At 72.4% G+C, this 19242-nt stretch carries 11 protein-coding genes; 7 read left to right on the forward strand and 4 right to left on the reverse strand.

What is annotated here, in order from left to right; translation table 11 throughout:
• The first annotated feature begins 278 nt into the window (after positions 1–278).
• From D7V93_RS44935 to D7V93_RS14925, 4 genes are read left to right on the forward strand one after another with little or no spacing between them, the layout of a single operon-like run.
• Complete coding sequence (locus D7V93_RS44935) at positions 279–6962, forward strand: plectin 1 isoform 8 (RefSeq protein WP_158623748.1); 6684 nt, start codon at positions 279–281, stop codon at positions 6960–6962.
• Positions 6963–6986: 24 nt separating this feature from the next.
• On the forward strand, positions 6987–7838 hold the full coding sequence (gene dapF / locus D7V93_RS14915; RefSeq protein ID WP_120644052.1) for a diaminopimelate epimerase: 852 nt from the start codon (positions 6987–6989) through the stop codon (positions 7836–7838).
• Between the two features lie 34 nt (positions 7839–7872).
• Complete coding sequence (locus tag D7V93_RS14920) at positions 7873–9723, forward strand: GGDEF domain-containing response regulator (protein ID WP_120644053.1); 1851 nt, start codon at positions 7873–7875, stop codon at positions 9721–9723.
• A gap of 18 nt (positions 9724–9741) precedes the next feature.
• On the forward strand, positions 9742–11241 hold the full coding sequence (locus tag D7V93_RS14925; RefSeq protein WP_120644054.1) for a DUF4388 domain-containing protein: 1500 nt from the start codon (positions 9742–9744) through the stop codon (positions 11239–11241).
• Positions 11242–11256: 15 nt separating this feature from the next.
• Here D7V93_RS14925 and D7V93_RS14930 read toward each other — a convergent pair whose 3' ends face one another.
• Complete coding sequence (locus D7V93_RS14930) at positions 11257–12642, reverse strand: cytochrome P450 (protein ID WP_120644055.1); 1386 nt, start codon at positions 12640–12642, stop codon at positions 11257–11259.
• A 133-nt stretch (positions 12643–12775) separates the two neighbouring features.
• Here D7V93_RS14930 and D7V93_RS14935 point away from each other — a divergent pair, with 133 nt between their 5' ends.
• A complete protein-coding gene (locus D7V93_RS14935; RefSeq protein ID WP_158623749.1) occupies positions 12776–13813 on the forward strand; it encodes an AraC family transcriptional regulator in 1038 nt (345 codons plus the stop codon).
• A gap of 101 nt (positions 13814–13914) precedes the next feature.
• Positions 13915–14514, forward strand: a complete 600-nt coding sequence (locus tag D7V93_RS14940) for an RNA methyltransferase (RefSeq protein ID WP_120644057.1) — start codon at positions 13915–13917, stop codon at positions 14512–14514.
• A gap of 28 nt (positions 14515–14542) precedes the next feature.
• Here D7V93_RS14940 and D7V93_RS14945 read toward each other — a convergent pair whose 3' ends face one another.
• The gene (locus D7V93_RS14945) at positions 14543–14887 is read right to left on the reverse strand and encodes a hypothetical protein (RefSeq protein ID WP_120610905.1); all 345 of its coding nucleotides are present in this window, start codon (positions 14885–14887) and stop codon (positions 14543–14545) included.
• Between the two features lie 40 nt (positions 14888–14927).
• Here D7V93_RS14945 and D7V93_RS14950 point away from each other — a divergent pair, with 40 nt between their 5' ends.
• Positions 14928–16256: a tetratricopeptide repeat protein gene (locus tag D7V93_RS14950; RefSeq protein ID WP_120644058.1), complete on the forward strand. Its 1329-nt coding sequence runs from the start codon at positions 14928–14930 to the stop codon at positions 16254–16256.
• Here the strand turns inward: D7V93_RS14950 and D7V93_RS14955 are convergent.
• Entirely contained in the window at positions 16234–17556 is a 1323-nt protein-coding gene (locus tag D7V93_RS14955) for a M16 family metallopeptidase (RefSeq protein ID WP_120644059.1), read from the reverse strand. The genes D7V93_RS14950 and D7V93_RS14955 overlap by 23 nt on opposite strands.
• Positions 17553–19094 carry a sensor histidine kinase gene (locus D7V93_RS14960; RefSeq protein ID WP_120644060.1) on the reverse strand — a complete coding sequence of 514 codons (1542 nt, stop codon included), beginning with the start codon at positions 19092–19094 and terminating at the stop codon, positions 17553–17555. Before D7V93_RS14960 ends, D7V93_RS14955 begins: the two co-directional genes overlap by 4 nt.
• Positions 19095–19242: the final 148 nt, after the last annotated feature.

A 19242-nucleotide genomic window follows, 5' to 3' on the forward strand; every position in this document is an offset into this window, starting at 1 on the left:
TCCGTGACGAGGGTGAAGGTGCGGGAGTTGAGCTGGCCCAGGAGGAAGACGACGCCGCCGCCCAGGCCGAGGATGACGAGGAAGACGAGCAGGCGGGTGAAGGTGCGACGGGCCCGGTAGCCGAAACCCTGGGGTGAATTCGTGGTCATGTCGCCTGCCCTCCGGACGGACGGGCACTTCGCCCGTGCTTGTAAGAGCCCTGAAATTGGGACCTCTCTGGGTCAGACGCTACAATTCCCGCCCCCCGGGAACATCATTTGCAATCTACCTTTCGTCGGATGGGGCCCAGCGAGCTGCTGCCCCGCTACATCTTCGCGGAGAGCCTGTTCGCGCGTCGTCGCGTGCTCGAGGTCGATGCCGTGGCCTCCACGGGAGGCGAGAGCGCGCGCTTCCTGGTGGAGCGGGGGGCGCGCACGGTGGTGGCGTGCGACGCGGACGTGGCGGCGGTGGAGGCGGCGCAGAATGCCCACGCGCACCCGCAGCTGAGGTTCCGCGCCAACATCTACGACGACCTGGAGCCGGCGAGCTTCGACCTGGTGATGGTGACGGACCTGGCGCCGTACGTGCGCGCGCCGGAGCTGTTGGCGGAGCTGGCGCGGCTGGTGGCGCGGCAGGGCTTCCTGGTGGGCGGCCTGCGCAACCTGGCGGGCCTGGCGCTGCCGCAGTTGATGGATCCGGAAGAAGACGTGCCGCCCATGTACGGGCAGCTGCTCGACGCGCTGTCGGCGCACTTCCCGCATGTGGAGGTGGCCACGCAGTCCCCGGTGCTGGGCTACCAGCTCGCGTTCGAGCGCGGGGACGGGTTGCAGGTGGACGGCTCGCTCGTGCGGCACAGCGAGGCGGCGTACTTCGTGGTGATGGCGGGCCTGGAGCCGGCGCGCGTGGTGGACCCCACGTGGGTGCAGCTGCCGCCGGAGCCGCTGGCCTTCACGCGCGGGAAGCTGGATGAGGTCGCCGCCCGGGCGAAGACGTGGGAGGAGCGGGCGGGGCGGCTGAAGGACGCGGTGTCCAAGCTGCGCGCGGAGGTGGGCGACCGGGAGGCGGAGGTCATCGCGCTGAAGCCGGCGCTGGAGGGCGCGCGGCAGGACATGGCGCGGCTGACGGCGCAGCTGGAGCAGGCGCGGGGCACGGTGGAGTCCGCGCGCGAGCGGGACGATTTGAGCAGCCGGCTGCGGCGGCGCGAGCTGGAGCTGCAGGTCGCGACGGAGCGCATCGCGGACGCGGACCGGCGGCTGACGGCGCAGCGGCTGGAGGTGGAGGCCGCTCAGCGCGCGCAGGCGGACGCGGGCGTGCAGGCGCTGGCGGCGCAGGAGGCGCTGCGGCTGGAGCGGGCGCGGCGCGACGAGACGGCGACGTCGCTGGAGGAGTCGCGCGAGCGGCTGACGCAGGCCTACACCGAGCTGCGCACGTTGCAGGACGAGCTGGGGACGCTGCGCATCGACCGGGAGCGGGACCGGCTGGCGGCGGAGCGTGCGCTGGACGGGGCCGAGGACCGGCGCCGGCAGGCCGAGGCCGCGCGCGAGCGGGAGCTGCGGATCGCGGAGCAGTACTCGGGGGCGCTGGCGGCGGTGGAGCACCTGAAGGCGGAGCTTGCCCGGGCGCAGGACTCGGCGCGCTCGGCGGGCGACGCGGTGCCGGTGAAGGAAGCGGAGCTGGCGCGGGCGCGGCGGGAGCTTGCCGAGGCCCAGCAGCGGATGCACTCCGCCGAAGGGGCGCGCAAGGACGCGGAGGCGCGGCTCGCGGAGCGCGAGACCGGGCTGCGCGGGCTGGAGACGGAGCTGGCCGCGGCGCGCGAGTCGGAACGCCGGCTGCGTCAGGAGCTGGAAGGACGGATCCAGGGCGAGGCGGCGGCCCGGGCGCTGGCGGCGCGGTTGGAGGAGTCGCTCCATGCCGCGGGGCAGCGGCTGGAGACGCTGGAGGCGGAGCAGAAGCGGGTCGAGTCCGCGCAGCAGGCGGCGGGGCAGCGGCTGGCCGCGGCGGAGACGGAGCGCGTCCGGGTGGAGGCCGCGCTCGTGCAGGCCATCGACGCGGAGCGGGCGCAGGCTCAGGCGCGGCTGGAGGAGGCGCTGGCGGAGGCCCGTGCCGAGGCCAACGAGCGGGTGACGAACGCGCTGGCCGCGGCGCACTCGGACGCGGATGGAAGGCAGGAGCGCGCGCTGGCGGAGGCGCGTGAGCAGGAAGAGGCGCGGCTCTCGCAGGCGCTGGCGGAAGCGGAGGCCGAGCGGACGCAAGCCCTTGAGCGGATCCGGGCTGAAGAGGAAGCGCGGCTCGAGCGCGCCCTTGAGGATGCGGAGGCAGAGCGTCAGCGGGGGCTCGCCGAGGCGGAGGCGCGGCTTGCTCAGGCGTTGGCGGATGCCACGCGGATCCGGAGCGAGACCGAGGCCGAGACGCTCGCCCGGGCACTGTCCGACGCGGAGGCTCGGCGGGTGCAGGCGCTCGTTGAGGCTCGTGCGGAGGCCGACGCGGAGGTGGCCCGTGTTCGTGCGGAGACGGAGGCGTTGCTGGCTTCCCGGCTTGAGGAAGCCGAAGCAAGTGCGGCCCGTGCTCTTGCGGAAGTCGAAGCGCGTGCGACCCGTGCGCTTGAGGATGCGGAAGCCCGTGCGGCCGATGCTCTCGCGGACGCGGATGCCCTTGCCGCCCAAGCTCTCGCGGACGCTCGTGCGGAGGCAGAGGCCCGTGCCGCCCAGGCTCTCGCGGACGCGGATGCCCTTGCCGCCCAGGCTCTCGCGGATACTCGTGCGGAGGCAGAGGCCCGCGCGGCCCAGGCTCTCGCGGACGCGGAGGTTCGTGCCGCCCAGGTTCTCGCGGAGGCTCGTGCGGAGGCAGAGGCCCGCGCGGCCCAGGCTCTCGCGGACGCGGAGGCCCAGCGGACCCGTCAGCTTGAGGAAGCTGAAGCACTGGCGGCCCGTGCTCTCGCGGACGCGGAGGCCCGTGCGGCCCAGGCACTCGCGGACGTGCGCGCAGAGGCGGATGCTCGGGTGGCCCAGGTCCTCGCGGATGCGCGGGCCGAGTCGAGTGGCCAGACGGAGCAGGTGCTCGCGGGTGTTCGTGCCGAGGCCGAAGCCCGGCTTGCCCAGGGACTCCAGGACGCGCGTGCCGAAGCGGATGCACGTCTCGCGCAGGCCCATTCGGAAGCAGAGACCCTGCGGCAGTCCCTCTCCGAGGCCCGCGATGCGCTGGCTCGCGAGGTGTGGGAGCACGGGGCCCGACTCGCGGAGTCGACTCAGGCTCACGAAGAGGCCGTGCGTCGCAGCGCGGAGCTGGAAGCCTCCCTCCAGTCCCTGCGTCGGGAGCTGACCGACGCGGAAGCCCTGACGACGCTCATCCAGGACGACCTGACCCGGGAGCAGCAGGCGCGGGCTTCGGCCCAGGCCGCGCTCCAGGCCACGCAGGCGAAGCTGGACGCGGTCGAGCAGTCGCTCGCGACCGAACTCGAAGCCCTCGCGGCGGAGCGCGGTCAGCGGCAGGCGGTGGAGACGGCGCTGGGCTCCGCGCAGGAGGCCCTGGCGCGGATCCAGGAGTCGCTGACCTCCGAACAGGAGCGCGGCGCACGGTGGGAAGCGGCGCTCGCCGACACGCAGGCCCTGTTGATCTCGGAGCGAGAGCAGCAGGCCCGGGCACAGGTGGCCCTCGCGAACGTGCAGGAGTCGCTGGACGCCGAGCGCGCCCTGCGCACCCGGCTGGAGGGTTCGGCGTCCTCGTGGACCGAGGCCCAGAGCGCGCTGGAGGCGGATCGGCTCCGGTTGGATGCGGCGCTCGGGGTCGCTCGCACGGTCCTGGAGGAGGAGCGTTCGCAACGCGTTCGTCTGGAGGAGTCGCTCGCGCGGCTCAAGGACGACTCCGCGGCGGCGCTCGATGAAGAGCGGTCGCTCCGGACGAAGGCGGGGGAGGCCCTCGCCTCGGTCCAGGCCACGCTGGACGAGGAGCGCGACCTGCGCGCCCGTTCGGAAGACACGCTGGCCTCGACGCGCGAAGCCCGGGCCCTGCTCGAAGCGGAGCTGACGACGGACCGCGCCGCGCGGCAGTCCACCGAGGCCGCGTTCGAGCACACGCGCCAGACCTTGATGGAGGTCCAGGCTGCCTTCACCGAAGCACAGCGCGCGAATGAAGCGGCGTCGCTGGCGCATGCGGCGGCCCTGGCGACCGCTACGGAAGAAGCGCGGGTGCGCGCCCTGGAGGTGGAGGAAGTCCGCGCCGCGCTGACGGAGGCGAAGCAGGCGCAGGCGTCGCAGGACCTGGCGCTCCGGGAGTTGCGCGCGGAGCTCACCGAAGCACGAAGGTCCGAAGTGGAGGCCCTGTCCTCGTTGGACGAGGCCCGCACGCAGGCCACCAGCGAGCGCGAGTCGCGCGCGAAGGACGAGGCCGCGCTCGTGGAGGCCCGCACGGCATGGCGGCAGGAGCGTGAGGCCCTGGCCGTGCTCCGCACGGAGCTGGAGACCCTGCGCGCGGAGTCCACGGCGCAGCGGGAGCGACTGGTCGAAGCTGAGCAGGAGCGCGCCGCCGCCGATGCCCGCGACGAAGCGCTGCGCGCGAGCCTGGAGCAACAGCAGACACGGCTCGCTTCCGAAACCACGCGTCGCGCCGAACTGGAGGCGTCGCTCGCGGAGGCCGAGTCCCGGTACACCGCCGAGGCCGCGCGCCTTTCCGTGATGCAGCAGGCCCTGGCGGACGCGGAGGCCCGGCTCGGCTCCGAGACCGCACGGTTCGAGCAGTCACTCGCGGACGCCGAGGCCCGACGTGCCTCCGAGTCCACGCGTCTTGCTTCACTGGAGCAGTCACTCGCGGAGGCAGAGGCCCGACAGTCCGTGGAGTCTTCGCGCCGTGCCGAACTCGAAGCGTCGTTGCAGGAGGCGGAAGCCCGCCACGCCGCCGAGACCGCGCGCCGTGCCGCACTGGAGCAATCGATCGCGGAAGCCGAGGCACGCCAGACCACCGAGACCGCGCGCCGCGCCGAGCTCGAAGCGACGCTGAAGGACGCTGAAGCGGCGCTGTCGGCAGCGGAGAGGCGCTACGCCGCCGAAACCGCGCGCCGTGCCGAACTGGAAGCCTCGTTGACGGAGGTGGAGTTCCGACTCGCCGCCGAGACCGCGAACCTGGAGGCGCTGGAAACCTCGCTGGCGCAGGCGGAGGCGGCCCGTCAGCGCGCGGAGGCCCGGCTCGCGGAGGACACCGGTTCCCTGGAAGCCGCGCGCGAGGCCGAAGCACGGGCCGCACGCCTTGCGGAAACCCTGGCCGCGCGTGAGCAGGAATTGCGCGAGGCCGGTGCACTACGCGTCTCCATGGAAGCGCAGCGGGAAGGCGCGCTCTCCCGCGCCGAAGGTCAGCAGCAGGAATTGGAAGAACTCCGCGAACAGCTCGCGCTGAAGGAGCAGGAACTCACGGCCCTTCGCGCGGACACGGCCCGACTGGGCGCCGCTCACCAGGAGATGATGCGCCTGGGCTCCGAGCTGCAACGCGCCCACGCCGCGCTGCATGAGCGGGGACAGCACGTCGGCCGACTGGAAGCGGAGCTCGTGGACGCCAGCGACCGGCTCGCCGCCACGCGCGAACATGCGGAGCTGCTCGTGGTGCAGTTGGAGACCGCGCGGCGCTTCGCGGGCAAGGCCACGAACCTGGAGGCCTCGCTCGAAGGCCTGCGCTCCGAACTGGAGACCGCACGCGCCGACGCGGCCCGGCTCACGGAGTCCGCCCGAGCCGAGAACGAGCGCGCGGCCGTCCTGGAGCAGCAGCTCGCCCAAGCCACCGCGGAGCGCGAGGCCTCGCTCGCCGAAGTCACGGCCCAAGCCCGTGCTGCGCAGGACGCCTTGGAGGCACGGCTCGCGGAAGTGCTCTCGCTCGCGAGCACCGAGAAGGCGGAGCTGGAAGCCCGGCTGGCCTCCGTCTCCGCGAGCACCAACGACGCCCAGTCCTCGTTCGAGGCCCGGCTCGCGGAGCTCACCACCCGCGCGGATCAGGAGCGGGCCGACCTGGAAGCACGCATCCAGGGCGCCAGCACGGACAAGGCGGAGCTGGAGGTTCGCCTCGCGGAAGTCACCGCGCAGGCCGACGCGGAGAGGGCGGAGCTCGAAGTCCGGCTCGCCGAGGCGCTCGCGAACGCCGGCACGGACAAGGCGGAGCTCGAAGTGCGCCTCGCCGAAATCACCGCGCAGGCCGACACGGAGAAGGCCGCCATCGAGGCTCGCCTCGAAGAGGTCACCACCCGCGCCGCTCAGGAGCGGGCCGACCTGGAGGCCCGCCTCGCGGACCTCGCCGCGCAAGCGGATGCCGGGAAGTCCGAGCACGACGCCCGGCTCACGGAAGCCCTGGCGCGAGCCTCGACGGAGCAGGCCGACCTGCAAGCCCGCCTCTCGCGGTCCGCGGAGCAGGCTCGCGAAGCGCTCGCGGCGCTGGAGGCCCGGCTCGCCGAGGCGCTCGCGGACGCGCGAACCCAACAGGCCGCGCTGGAGTCCCGCGTGGCCACCCTGTCCCAGGCCGCCGCCGACGCCGAGGCCCACGCCCGCCGCGCGGACTCCGAACGCGAACGCCTCCAGTCGGACCTCACGGTCGCCCGCGCCGCCCGCGTCCGGTTCGAGGGCCGCGCCACCACGCTGGAGACCGCCGCCGCGGACGCCGCCCGCATCCTGGACGCCGAGCGCGCCGAACGTGACCAGCTCGCCGCGCGCATCCGCGAACAGCAGGCCCGGCTCGAAACACTGGAGACGGAGCGCGAGACGCTGGTCCAGGCCCTGGAGGAGGCGAAGACGTCCACCGCCCAGCCTCCCGAGGATGTGCTGGAGATGGCCGCCGAGATGGAGGTCCTCCAGGCCCACGTCGAGACCATGCAGGACCAGCTCGCCGCCCAGGAGGCGGAGCTGGCGGAGCTGCGCCGGGCCAGCACCCCCGCCACCCCCACCGCCTCGCGCCGGGCCATGCCCGCCCTGGACGTTCCGTCCCCGTCCAAGAAGGTCGGCGAGCGCGAATAAAAGGCGCCGTCTAGACTTACCCCCGTGGACGCAAGCGAGCGCATCTTCAAGTACCACGGCCTGGGCAACGACTTCGTCGTCCTGGACCGTCGCAGCACGGGCGTGGACATCGACGCGGAGCAGTCGCGCTGGCTGTGCGACCGGCGCCGGGGCATCGGGGCGGATGGGGTGCTGGCCCTCCTGCCTTCGTCCCGAGGCGTCGCGCGCATGGTCGTCCACAACGCCGACGGCAGCATCGCGGAGATGTGCGGCAACGGTCTGCGCTGCGCGGTGAAGTACTTGGTGGATCAGTCCGGCCAGCACCCCGCGACCCTCGACGTGGAGACGGGCGCGGGCGTGCTCGCCTGCAAGCCCGGCTACGGCGACGGCGGCGTGGTGGGCGTGGACATCTCCATGGGGCCGGCGCGGCTGGTGGCCGCGAACCTGCCCTCGGGGACGACGGGGCAGCCCTTCGTGGACGCGCCCGTGCCCGGCCACCCGGACCTGCGCGGCACCGCCGTCAACATGGGCAACCCGCACCTGGTCCTCCTGGACCAGCCCCTGGAGGACGCTGAGCGCCTGGGCCCTGCCCTGGAGCACCACCCGGCCTTCCCGGACCGCACCAACGTGGAGTTCGTGCGGGTGGACGAGGACGGCCTCACCGTCGTCGTCTGGGAGCGAGGCTGTGGCCTCACCCAGGCGTGCGGCACGGGCGCGTGCGCCTCCGCGGTGGCGGCGGTGCTGGGCAAGCGGCTGCCGGCGAACGCCTGGCTGCGTGTCACGCTGCCGGGCGGCGACCTGCGCATCCGCGTTCCGGACGACCTGTCCGACATCCGACTCCGCGGTCCGGTGGCCTTCGTCTTCGAAGGCGTTGTAGCCCTTCCAAGGGCCCGATAACCTTCGGTTTTCCTCCCTCCTTCCCCTGAGTGCCGTGGCTGGTCCCATCCTCGTCGTCGACGACGACCTGTTCTTCCGACAGCTCGCCACAGACTTGCTGTCGCGCCGCGGCCACCGGGTGGTGGCCGTGGAGAACGCCACTCGCGCCCTGGAAGAGGTGGCCCGGGCGACGTTCGACCTGGTCCTCACCGACGTGGTGATGCCCGGCGTGGACGGCTTCGCGCTCACGGCCCGCCTGCGCGAGCGGGACCCGGAGCAGGAGGTCATCCTCGTCAGCCAGCGCACCGACGTGCAGGGCTCGGAGGTCGCGCTGCGCCTGGGCGTGGCGGACTGCCTCACCAAGCCCATCGAAGAGGCGGACCTGCTGCTCGCGGTGGACCGCGCCATGGAGCGCGCCCAACTTCGCCACGAGCGCTCGCGGCTCCAGGACGAGAACCTGGAGTTCGCCCGCTTCCACAACCTCCAGCAGCGCTGCCTGGAGCTGTTGTCCCATCCCGACCTGGAGTGGCTCCAGGAGCGCGTCATCGCCGACCTGGGCGCGGTGTGCGACGCGCAGAGCGCCGCGCTGTGGGTGGTGGACGACCGGGGAGACCTGGGGCTGCGCTCGTACCGGGGGCTGTTAGACAAGCAGTTCCTGCCGGAGAAGATGAGCCCGGAGGGGCCGCTGTCCCTGCGCCTGCGGGAGGCCCTGCCGTGGCTCGCGCGCGATGAGCGCTCCGCGGTGCTCTACGTGCCGCTGGTGGCCGCTGGCGAGGTGATGGGGCTCGCGCAGCTGTCGGATCCGCTCACCGGGGACTTCCGCGCGGAGCACACGCGCGACGCGAAGGTGCTGGCGGACTTCGCCGCGGTGGGCGTGAAGAACGGCCGCAAGCTGCTCGCGCTCCAGCGCCTGGGCCTGCGCGACCGCGACACCGCCGCGTACAACCTCAGCTACTTCACCGACTACGCCTCCAAGGAGATCTACAAGGCGCGGCGGTATGGGCGCACGTTCTCGCTGCTGACCTTCAGCATCGACAACCTGCCGCTCGTGCGCGTGCGGCTGGGCGCGTCCGAGGCGAAGAAGGCGGTGCGTGGCATCATCAAGGCGCTCAGCAAGATCATCCGTGACTCGGACGTCATCGCGAAGGCGAGCGACCAGGAGTTCTACCTCCTGCTGCCGGAGACGGACTTCTTCGGCGCGATGATGTTCGTGCGCCGCGCCGTGGCGGCGGTGCGCGACGAGGCGGAGGTGCAGGACGTGGAGCAGCGCCTGCCGCTGGCGCTCGTGGGCGGCGCCAGCACCTTCCCCAAGGACGGGGAGGACTTCGACGAGCTGGTGCACCGCTGCCGCCGCCGCATGGACGAGCGCCGCGCGTCGCTCCAGCGCCGGCTGATGCTGGACGGGCTGCCGTTCTGGGACGAGGTGGACCTGCTCCTGGGCACGCCCAACAGCCCGCGCCTGCCCACGGACGACCGGGCCGAACCCAGCCGCCGGGGCAAGGTGGCGGACGTGCTCTTCGACGAGCTCCAGGTGGAGATCGCCCGCGAGCTGGTGCGCGACCCGGGCTCACGCGGGCTGCTGTACGTGGGCGGGCCGGAGATCCGTGCGGACCTGCCGCTGGCGGTGGGCCTGGAGCAGGCGCCGCCGGACCTGTCCTCGCGCATCTATCTGCTGGGCCGGCGCGTGGACCTGGAGTCGCACGCGGCGCTCACGCCGGTGTTCCTGGAAGGGGACGAGCGGGTGGCGCGGCACGAGTTCATCCTCTGGCTGTCGGAGAGCGCGTCGTACGCGCTCATCCAGCGGCGCGGGCGTGGCGCGACGTGGGGGTTCCACACCTCGGACACCGCGGTGGTGGACGGGCTCATCTCCAAGCTGCAGGCCGAGTACGACCTGCAGCCCTACTGACGAAGCGGAAGTGCGACCGTGGCCCAGGTGCGGAAGATCCTCATCGCCGACCCCGACCTCGACTCGGTGCGCGCCCTGTCGCGGGCGCTGCGCACGAAGGGCTACCAGGTGCACTACGCGCCGGACGGCTCGCGCGCGCTGGAGGTCGCGGTGCTGCGGCACCCGGACCTGACCCTCTTCGACGAGGCGTGCCGGCTCTTGGACGCGCGCACCTTCGTTCAAATCCTGCGCACCAACCCGCGCACCGAGGACATCCCGGTGGTCCTCACCACGTCCAGCCTGGACACGGACCGGGCGCGGGGCCCCCGGGACGGCATGCTGCGCAAGCCCTTCAACCTGGACGAGGTGCTCAGCCGCATCGAGCACATCTTCCGGCGCAACGAAGCGGCCAAGGACCTCAAGAGCGAGCAGCAGGAAATCGAAGGGTCGCTCAGCCAGCTCAGCATCCCGGACCTGATGCAGATCCTGGGCATGAACAAGCGCAACGGCAAGCTGTCGCTGGAGCGCGGCGCGGAGCGTGGGGAGATCATCGTCTCCGATGGCCGCACGGTGAACGCGCGGCTGGGACGCGTGGAAGGGGAGAAGGCGCTGTTCCGGTTGCTGTCGTGGACGGAGGGCAACTTCACGTTCACGCCCGGCACCAACGCGGCGCGCCCCCGCATCAACCGCGCGATGGACGACGCGCTGCTGGAGGGCATGCGGCAGTCGGATGAGGTGAACCGGTTGTTGCCCGGCCTGCCGCCGCGCCACACGCGGCTGATGCTGGCGCCGGAAGTCGACCTGTCCGAAGCGCAGCACCCGGTGACGGCGCAGGTGATGGAGTTGCTGCGCCAGCCGCGCGCCCTGGGCGAGGTGCTGGACCTGGCGCCCGCCACGGACATGGAGGTGCTGGGCGTGCTGACCACGCTGCTCCAGAAGGGCATGGCGCGCCCGACGGAGAGCGAAGGCCAGAACCTGGGCGCGGGCGACCTGATTGGCGCGGCGGAGGTGCACGCGCTGCGCGGTCGCCTGTTGCGCACGCGGGCCACCACGAAGGTGGCCACGGCGAAGGTGTTCGTGTGCGGCAGCGGTTCCTCCGCGGCGCGGCGCGTGCTGGCGCGGGTGCCGGGCCTGGAGGCGCTGTCCGCGGACCCCACCGCGGTGAAGAGCGGCTTCGGGACGCTGGGACGCCTGGAGTTGAGCGACGTGCTGAACGTGGACTTCTGCGTGCTGCCTCCCGCGGAGGCCGCGCGTCCGCTGTGGCGGCCGTTCAGCGCGGGTGCCATTGGCGCGCTGTTGATGGACAACTCCGAGCCGGCGGTGAAGCTGGCGCACTACCTGGCCTGGGAGGTGCGCATCCCCATCGTGGTGGTGGGCACGGAGATCCCCGCGCCGTTGCAGGGCGCCCCGGCCGGCGTGAGCGCCCCGGGCGAGGACCTCACGGATGCCCTGCGCGCGATGCTCATCCAGGCGCTCAACCCCGCGCCCACGCTGCCCGGGGTGTCACAGGTGCAGCGCGCGTCCGTCACGCCCCCCTGACGCGGCCGTCGCTCCTCAGGAACGGGTCGCGGGGCTCCGGCGCTCCAGGTACATGGGCAGTCCGCCCTGGGGCCTCAACGACAGATGCGACTCGGGTTGCAGCGAGAACCCGGGCGCTTCGCGCAGCCGGTAGCGCTGGGCGACCATGGCCAGCACGAGCTGCGACTCCATCATCGCGAAGCCGTTGCCGATGCACTGGCGTGGCCCTCCGCTGAACGGGAAGTACGCGAAGCGGTGGCGCTTCGCGGCGGCCTCGGGGGCGAAGCGCTCCGGGCGGAAGGCCTCCGGCTCCTCCCAGAAGTCCGGGTGGCGGTGGGTGACGTAGGGGCTCACGTCCACCGCGCTGCCCTTCGGAATCCGGAAGCCTCCGATGACGTCTTCCTCCTGCACCGTGCGGCTGAAGATGACCCCCGGGGGATACAGCCGCATCGCCTCCTCCACCACCTGCCGCGTGTAGCCCAGCTTCGGCACGTCCTCCGCCGTGGGCGGGCGGCCCCCGAGCACTTCATCCAGCTCCGCGTGCAGCCGGGCCTCGGCCTCCGGATGCTTCGCCAGCAGCCCCCACGTCCAGCCCAGCGCGGTGGCCGTCGTCTCATGGCCCGCGAGCAGCATCGTCAGCACCTCGTCCCCCAGCTGCGTGTCCGTCATGCCCGTGCCGGTGTCCTCGTCGCGCGCGGCCATCAACATGGAGAGCAGGTCGCCGGTGTCCTCGTCGCGCTGGCGCCGCTGCGTGATGATGCCCTGCACCGTCGCTCGCAATGTGCTGCGCGCGGCGCGGAAGGCCCGGTCCTCGCGCGTGGGCAGGATGGGCGGCAGCAGGCGCATCGAGCGGAACCGTTCCGCGATCTGCCGGCTGAGCTCGTTGAAGGCCGCGCCGACCTGCGCGGCCTGGTCCTCCACGGAGGTGCCGAAGAGCGCATCGCCGACGATGCTCAGGGACAGCCGCATCATCTCCGCGGTGATGCCCACGGGCGTCCCCTGCGCCGCGGCCGTGTCCCACCGCTCGAGCATCTCCCCGGTGGTCCGGACCATCCGCGCGGCCATGCCCGCGATGCGCTGCCGGTGGAACGCGGGCTGGGCCAGCCGCCGCTGCCGGAGCCAGAAGTCCCCCCGGCTCGTGAGCAGGCCGTTGCCCGCGATCCAACTGCCCATCCGGTACGAGAGGTGGTCCTTCGTGTAGTTCTTCACGTGGTCCTGCAACACGTGGCGCACGCCATCCGGGTGCGCGATGAGGTGCGACTTCACCGGGCCCAGGCGGTAGCTCGACACGTCTCCGTACTCGCGCACGGTGGTCTTCAAGAAGCCCAGCAGGTCGCGTTGCACCTGGGGCAGCACGCCCATCAACAGGTGGCCCTTGGGGCCGGGAGCAAGGCGGGAAACGGGGGCGGTGGCGGTCGTCATCGGGTCACTCCTCCTGGCGGCAGATATCGCGCGCCCCATGCCCCCGGCGCATGGTCCCCGGGCGCCAACGCGTTGTCCCGTGGCGCCACCGCGCGTTGCGGCGGCGGGGCGGGCTGGGCCATGCTGGCGCGCGATGCGTCCCCAGGCGCTCCAGTCCTCCCTCTTCCGCCCGCTGTTCCACGTCGGTGAGTCACTGGGAATCCCTCGCGCGCGCCTGGTCGAGACCGTGGGCGTGGAGGAGGAACAGCTCGCGCGGCCGGACGTGCGGGTGCCGTACACGGCGCTGCAACGCCTGTGGGCCCTGCTCGTCGAAGTGGGAGGCACCGAGCCGCTGGCCGTGCGGCTCGCGCAGGCGGTGGAGCCCACGCACGTGGGGCTCGTGGGCTACGTGCTCGTCAACAGCCCCGATCTGGGCACGTCCCTGCAACGCTACTGCCGCATCAACGCGCTGTTGGATCCTCGCACGCAATGGCGCGTCCTCCAGACCGCGGGCGGGATGCGCGTGGAGCTGCACCTGGATCCGCTGGACGCATGGGCCCCACGACTCCAGCACCCGCCGGAGGGGCTCCTGGTGACGCTGGTGTCCAGCGCCCGCATCCTCAGCGGCGAGGACTGGCGGCCCACGCGTGTCTGCTTCGCGCACCCGCGCCACGCGGCCTCCGCCGCCGTGGAGGACTTCCTGGGCATCGCCGCCGAATACGACGCGAGCGCCTACTTCGTGGAAGGGGACGCCGCCGCCGCCCGGCTCCCCATCCGCCACGCGGACATCGAGCTGGGCAACCTGCTCCACGCCCGCGCGGAGGCGGAGCTCGCGGAGCTGTTGACGCACGAGGCCCGCTCGTGGCGCGAGCGCGTGGAGGAGGTGCTCGCGGCCCAGCCCCGCACGGGGGACCTGGTGCCCACGGACGTCGCCTCACGGCTCGCGGTGAGTGAGCGCACGCTCCAGCGCCGGCTGCGCGAAGAGGGCGTCACGTTCGCGGGCCTGGAGGACGCGGTGCGCCGCGACCGCGCCTTCCAGTTCCTGCGAGACGGACGGCTGCCCCACTTCGAAATCGCCTTCCTCCTGGGCTTCAGCGACCCCAGCGCCTTCACCCGTGCCTTCCGCCGGTGGAGCGGGACGACGCCGGGCCACTGGCAGCAGGCCCAGGGCGCGAAGGACGGCTCCGCCTAGGCGCGGGGTTCCCGGCGGGCAGGCGTTGGAATCCGTGCCCGGCGCGGAATGTTTTCCCCCTGGGCGCGGCATCCATCGCGCCCCAGGAGAGGGGAGCGCGGATGATCAAGACGCTGCGGGACGCGGAGGAGCTGGTGCGCACGCGCCACGTCATCACGGAGGTGCCCACGCACGGGCCCACGTCCCTCGTCGAACAGGTCATGGGCGGCCGGCCCACCGGGAGCTGGCGCGAACACGCGAAGGGGCGGCTCGCGTACCGGCTGGGCCGCATGCTGCGCGCGTCGCCGGACGTGCTCGCGGTGCGGCTCGTGGAGGGCAAGGTGGCCTTCGTGGACCCCACGCTGTGGGCGTCCGTGTACCGCGTCGCGATGGAGCCGGCGCGCCGCCGTCCTTCCCTCCAGGGGCTGTCCACCGAGGCCCGCTCGCTGCTCTCCACCGTGGAGCGCGACCAGCGCGTCCAGCTGGACAAGGAGGGCCCGTGGACCAAGGCGCGCGAGGCCCTGGAGGAGCGCCTGCTGGTCCACTTCTCCGAAGCGCAGCAGGAGGACGGCCGCCACGTCGCGGTGCTGCGCTCGTGGCGGGACTGGGCCTCCCCGGAGCTGAAGGTGGATGCGGCCCGGCTCTCCTACGAGGACGCCCAGGCGCGGCTCCGGGCAGCGTGTGACGGGGCGCCCACGGGGCTGGGGCCCTGGGTGTTCTGAAGCACCGGGCCGCGGCTGACGCCTGACGTCAGGCGGCTTCCTCGCGGACCTCCAGCGCGTCGCGGACGCCCGGGAGCCGGACGAGCAGCTCGTACTCCGCGGGCTGGATCATGGACACGCGGCGTCCCGCCACGCGCTCCATCCAGATCTCGATGCGGTGCTCTCCGGCCGGATTGACGTGGCGGGAGATGCGGGCCCGGCGGCCCTCGTTCTGACAGGCGAGGATGTCCTGCTGGAGGCTGCGCAGGCGGCGGAACACCTTCAGCGCCATCCGACCCTCGGGGGTGTCGAACGTGTGGAAGTGCCGGTTCCGCGACAGCGGCCGGCCGGGGTCATGAAGCCTCTCGACGAGGCGGCGCACGAAGGGGTCCATCGACGAGGGAGGATAACATCCGGTACCCTGTCGCTCAGCGATGCCTCATCGATTTTTGCCCCGTTCCTGGACGCTTGTCCTGCTCCTGCCGCTTGCCTGCAAGGACCCGGAGACAGCAGCCGCCCAGACCCAAGCCACGCAGGTCCAGACCTCCCTTTCCGAAGGCCGCGAGGCCTTGACGAGCGGCAACTACGGCCGTGCCATCGCCGCGCTCCAGAAGGCGTCCAACGCCGCGCCGGAGAGCGTGGAGCCGCTGCTGCTGCTGGCGGAGGCCCACCGGCTGGGCGGCAACCCCGGCGCGTCCATCCTCACGCTCAAGCAGGCCGAGGGGCTGCTGCCCGGCAGCGACCCCGTCATCCAGAAGCAGCTCGCGGACCTGTACCTGCGGGAGGGGCAGGGCGCCCAGGCCATCACCACGCTCGTGTCGCTGCGCAACGAGGGCAAGCTGTCCGACGCGGACATCCTCGCCCTGGCGCGCCTCCAGGCCCGGCAGGGGCTCGCCGAGGACGCCTTCACCACGCTGGAGCGCATCCTCCGGGAGAACCCGGACGACGCCGCGACGAAGACGGTGGAGGCTGAAATCCTGCTCATGAAGGGCGAGGAGCTGCTCGCGGCCAACCTGATGGACCGCGTGCTCCAGGGCTCGCCGGAGTTCTCCGCCGCGCGAATCCTGAGGGCGCGCTACTTCCTGATGAGCGGCTTCGCGGAGCTCGCGGAGGCGGACCTCCAGGCCGTGCCCCCGGCGGACGCGGCGACGACGGACGTCGTGGCCATGAAGGCCCGCGTGCTGATGGCGCTCAACCGCCCGACGGAGGCCGAGAGCGCCCTCAAGGCCCTGCTGCAGGACGACGAGGAGAACGCGGAGGCGCTCGCGTGGCTGGCGGACATCGTCCGGGCCCAGGGCCGCGCGTCGGAGGCGCAGCAGCTGGTGGACCGCGCGCTGCACCTGCAACCCAGGCTCGCCCGCGGGCTGTACGTGCGCGGCCGGGTGCTGGAGGACCAGGACGACCCGCGCGCCGCCGAGGACAGCTACCGCTTCGCCCTCAAGGCCGAGCCCGGCTTCAGCCCCGCGCTGTCGCGCATGTGGCGGCTGCACCTGAAGGCAGGGCGCAAGCCGGAGGCGCAGGTGACGCTGGAGCGCCTGCTGGGGTTGGGTGAGGCCGCGGTGGAGGAGAAGGCCGCGCTCGCGAACCTCTACGCGCAGTTCGAGACGCAGCTGCCGCGCGGCAAGAAGCTGATTGAAGAGGCCCTGCAGCGCGAGCCGCAGAACCCCGACTACCTCCGCATCCAGAAGGCCATCGACAAGGCCACGCCGAAGAAGAAGAAGGCCCCGACGGGCCCCTTCATCATCCGCGGCGGGCGGCGCTGACGGCGGACGGGGCGGAAGAGGGCAGCCTGGCTTCCGCCACCACCTTCTCCAGCGCCTTCAGGCCCTTCTTCTGGCCCACCGCGACGACGAGCAGGTTCTCGCGGGTGAAGTAGCGCCGGGCCGCGTCGCGCACCTGCGCGGCCGTCTGGCGGTCCACCAGGTCCGCGCGGTGGCTGAACGTCTCCGGGGTGCGGAACAGCTCCGTGCCGCCAAACCACCCGGCCAGCTCCCCCGGTGAGTCCTGGGAGAACTCCAGCAGCATGCGGTGGCGGCGCTTGGCGCGGTTCAGCTCCTCCTCGCCCACCTCTTCGTCGCACAGCGCGGCGAGCACCCGCAGCGACTCGGCCACCACCTGCGACGCCTTCTCCGGCGCGCTGGCGGCTTCAATCTCGAACAGGCCGGTGTCGTGGTACGTGTCCAGGCCCGCGTGCACGGAGTACGCGAGGCCGCGCTTCTCCACGATTTCAAACGGCAGCCGCGACGACAGGCCGTCGTCCAGCAGGCGCCGCAAGATCTGGAGCGCGGGGTAGTCCTCGTGCTGCTCCGGCACGGCGCGGAAGGTGAGCTTGAACTCCGTCTGCGACTCGTCGTGCGTGACGAAGTGGAAGTGCGGCCCGGGCCCGATGACGGGCGGCGGGGCTTCCACGGAGGCCTCGCCGCGCGGCAGGTGGGCGAAGGCGCGCTCGGCCAGCGCGATGACTTCCGAGTGGCGCACGCGGCCCGCGGCGGTGACGACCAGGTTGCCGGCCACGTAGTGCCTGGCGAAGTGCTCGCGCACCTGCTCGTGGGTGAGGGCCTTCACGGACTCGCGGGTGCCGGCGATCTTCAGGGCCAGCGGATGGTCGGGGAAGAGGATGCGCTTGGACAGGTTGTCCAGGTCGATGTCGCGCCCCTTGTCGTCCACCTCATCCAGCATCTCCTCCAGGATGATCTGCCGCTCCACCTCCATGTCGGTGAGGCGGGGGCGGGTGAGCATGTCGCCGATGACGTCCATGCCCACGCGCAGGTGCGACGGGTGCAGCGGCGTGTAGTAGTAGCCGTGGTCGCGGGTGGTGGCGCCGTTGAGGTTGCCGCCCACCTCTTCCACGGCGGCGTTCATCTTCACCGTGTCCGGCCAGCCCTCGCTGCCCCGGAAGAAGAGGTGCTCCAGGAAGTGGCTGACGCCGTTGTTGGCCACCGTCTCGTGGCGGCTGCCGGTCCGCACATACACGGCCAGCAGCGCGGTGTGCAGGTGGGGCGTCTCGACAGTGACGACGCGCAGCCCGGAGGGCAGCACGTCCCGGAACGGTTTAAAGCTCATGCGCAGGGAAGCCTTAACACGAAGGTCGTCCCCTGGCCGGGAATACTCTGGCAGGAGAGCGAGCCCCCGTGGGCCTGGAGGATTTGCTGGCTGACCGCGAGCCCCAGGCCCGTGCCGCCCTCCTTGGTGGTGAAGAACGGCTCGAAGAGGTGGCGGCGGACCTCCTCTGTCATGCCGTTGCCGGTGTCGCGCACGGTCACCTCCACGTCACCCTCGCGGGGGGCGGTGGCCACGGTGAGCCGGCCTCCTGACGGCATGGCCTCGCGGCTGTTGCGCAGCAGGTTGAGGAACACCTGCCGAAGCTGGCCTTGATCCGCGAGCACCCGGGGCGTGCCGGGGGCGAAGTCGCGCACCACCTCCACACCCGCGCGCACCAGCTCCTCGCGCGTGAAGTCGAGCACGCCGTCGAGCACCGCGGTGATGTCCTCCGGCTCCAGGTCCGGCCGGGCGGGGCGGGCCATGCGCAGGTACTGCTCGGTGACGTCGGTGAGGCGGTCCACCTCGTGGGTGACGGCGGCGAGCAATTCGCGGGCCTCGGAGGCGGTGTCGGAAGAGTCGAAGCGCGCGGTGTCCACCGCGTCCTGGAGCAGCTCCACGTTGAGGCCGATGGAGGACAGGGGGTTTCGCACCTCGTGGACGATCTGCGCGGAGATGCGGCCCACGGCGGCGAGCTGTTCGGCGCGCATCAGCGCTTCGGCCTGGGACTTGAGCTGCGCCTCGCGGGCCTGGAGCGAGCGGGCCATCTGGTCGAACTCGCGCGCGAGCAGCGCGACCTCGTCCTCGCCGCGCACGCCCAGCTGGGCGGAGTAGTCACCCCGGCCGATGCGCGACACGCCCTCGATGAGGGTGCGCACCGGGCGCAGCGTGCGGGCGGACCACGCGGTGACGCCCACGCCCACGCCAATGGCCATGATGGACAGCGCGATGATGGTGAGGCCGGTGCGGCGCTCGCGCTCCTCGGCGCCGTCCACGCGCTCGCGGATGCGGTTGCCCAGCGTGGCGCGCAGCACGCGCAGCTCGCGGCCGATGATGGCCTCCAACTGGCGCAGCTCGGCGGTGGCGCGCGTCACCTCCGCGCCCTCGGGGGACTCGGACGCGAGCGCGGCGAACACGGCCTCCACCGCGCGGCCGTAGGCGAGGGAATTCTTCGACAGCTCCCCGAAGCGCGAGTCGAGCTCCTTCACGAAGGGCACCTCGCCCTCGGGCGCGAAGGTGAGCACCTCGCGGGCCTTGGCGCGGGCGGCCTCCAGGCGTTGGGCCATCTGGGGCGAGTAGTACAGGCTCGCGAGCCGGATGAGCGCGCGGCGCGTCTCCACGCTGTTCTGCTCGAGTACGCGCTCGGTGTCCTTCTCCTGGCTGGTCTGGAAGGTCTCCAGCGCGGCGGCGTCCTGGGAGAGCTGGAGGTAGCCCTGGCTGACGAGGCGGATCTCCAACCGGTTGCGGTGCAGCTCCGCCACGCTGAAGAGCGACACCGCCCCGAACGTCAGCAGCACCAGCGCGTAGCCCAGGAAGATGCGGGTGGCGAGCGAGAGCTTCATGCGGGAGGGGACAGGACATACGTCCTGGGGCCCGCGCATTACAGCGCAATCCCGGGCGGGCCGCCTGCTTCCACCCCTCCCGACCGTCCAGACTTCGTCCCGCGGGCGGCGCAAGGGGGCTGGTAGCGTCCGCCGCATGTCCCCGCGC

The sequence above is a fragment of the Corallococcus llansteffanensis genome, from assembly GCF_003612055.1.
Classification (GTDB): Bacteria; Myxococcota; Myxococcia; order Myxococcales; family Myxococcaceae; genus Corallococcus; species Corallococcus llansteffanensis.

What these genes read in the sequence shown, in the direction of transcription:
- D7V93_RS14940 (WP_120644057.1), top strand. Translation starts at nt 13,915, where the DNA reads ATGATCAAGACGCTGCGGGACGCGGAGGAGCTGGTGCGCACGCGCCAC.
- D7V93_RS14945 (WP_120610905.1), bottom strand. Translation starts at nt 14,887, where the DNA reads ATGGACCCCTTCGTGCGCCGCCTCGTCGAGAGGCTTCATGACCCCGGC.
- D7V93_RS14955 (WP_120644059.1), bottom strand. Translation starts at nt 17,556, where the DNA reads ATGAGCTTTAAACCGTTCCGGGACGTGCTGCCCTCCGGGCTGCGCGTC.
- D7V93_RS14960 (WP_120644060.1), bottom strand. Translation starts at nt 19,094, where the DNA reads ATGAAGCTCTCGCTCGCCACCCGCATCTTCCTGGGCTACGCGCTGGTG.
- D7V93_RS14930 (WP_120644055.1), bottom strand. Translation starts at nt 12,642, where the DNA reads ATGACGACCGCCACCGCCCCCGTTTCCCGCCTTGCTCCCGGCCCCAAG.
- D7V93_RS14935 (WP_158623749.1), top strand. Translation starts at nt 12,776, where the DNA reads ATGCGTCCCCAGGCGCTCCAGTCCTCCCTCTTCCGCCCGCTGTTCCAC.
- D7V93_RS44935 (WP_158623748.1), top strand. Translation starts at nt 279, where the DNA reads ATGGGGCCCAGCGAGCTGCTGCCCCGCTACATCTTCGCGGAGAGCCTG.
- D7V93_RS14950 (WP_120644058.1), top strand. Translation starts at nt 14,928, where the DNA reads ATGCCTCATCGATTTTTGCCCCGTTCCTGGACGCTTGTCCTGCTCCTG.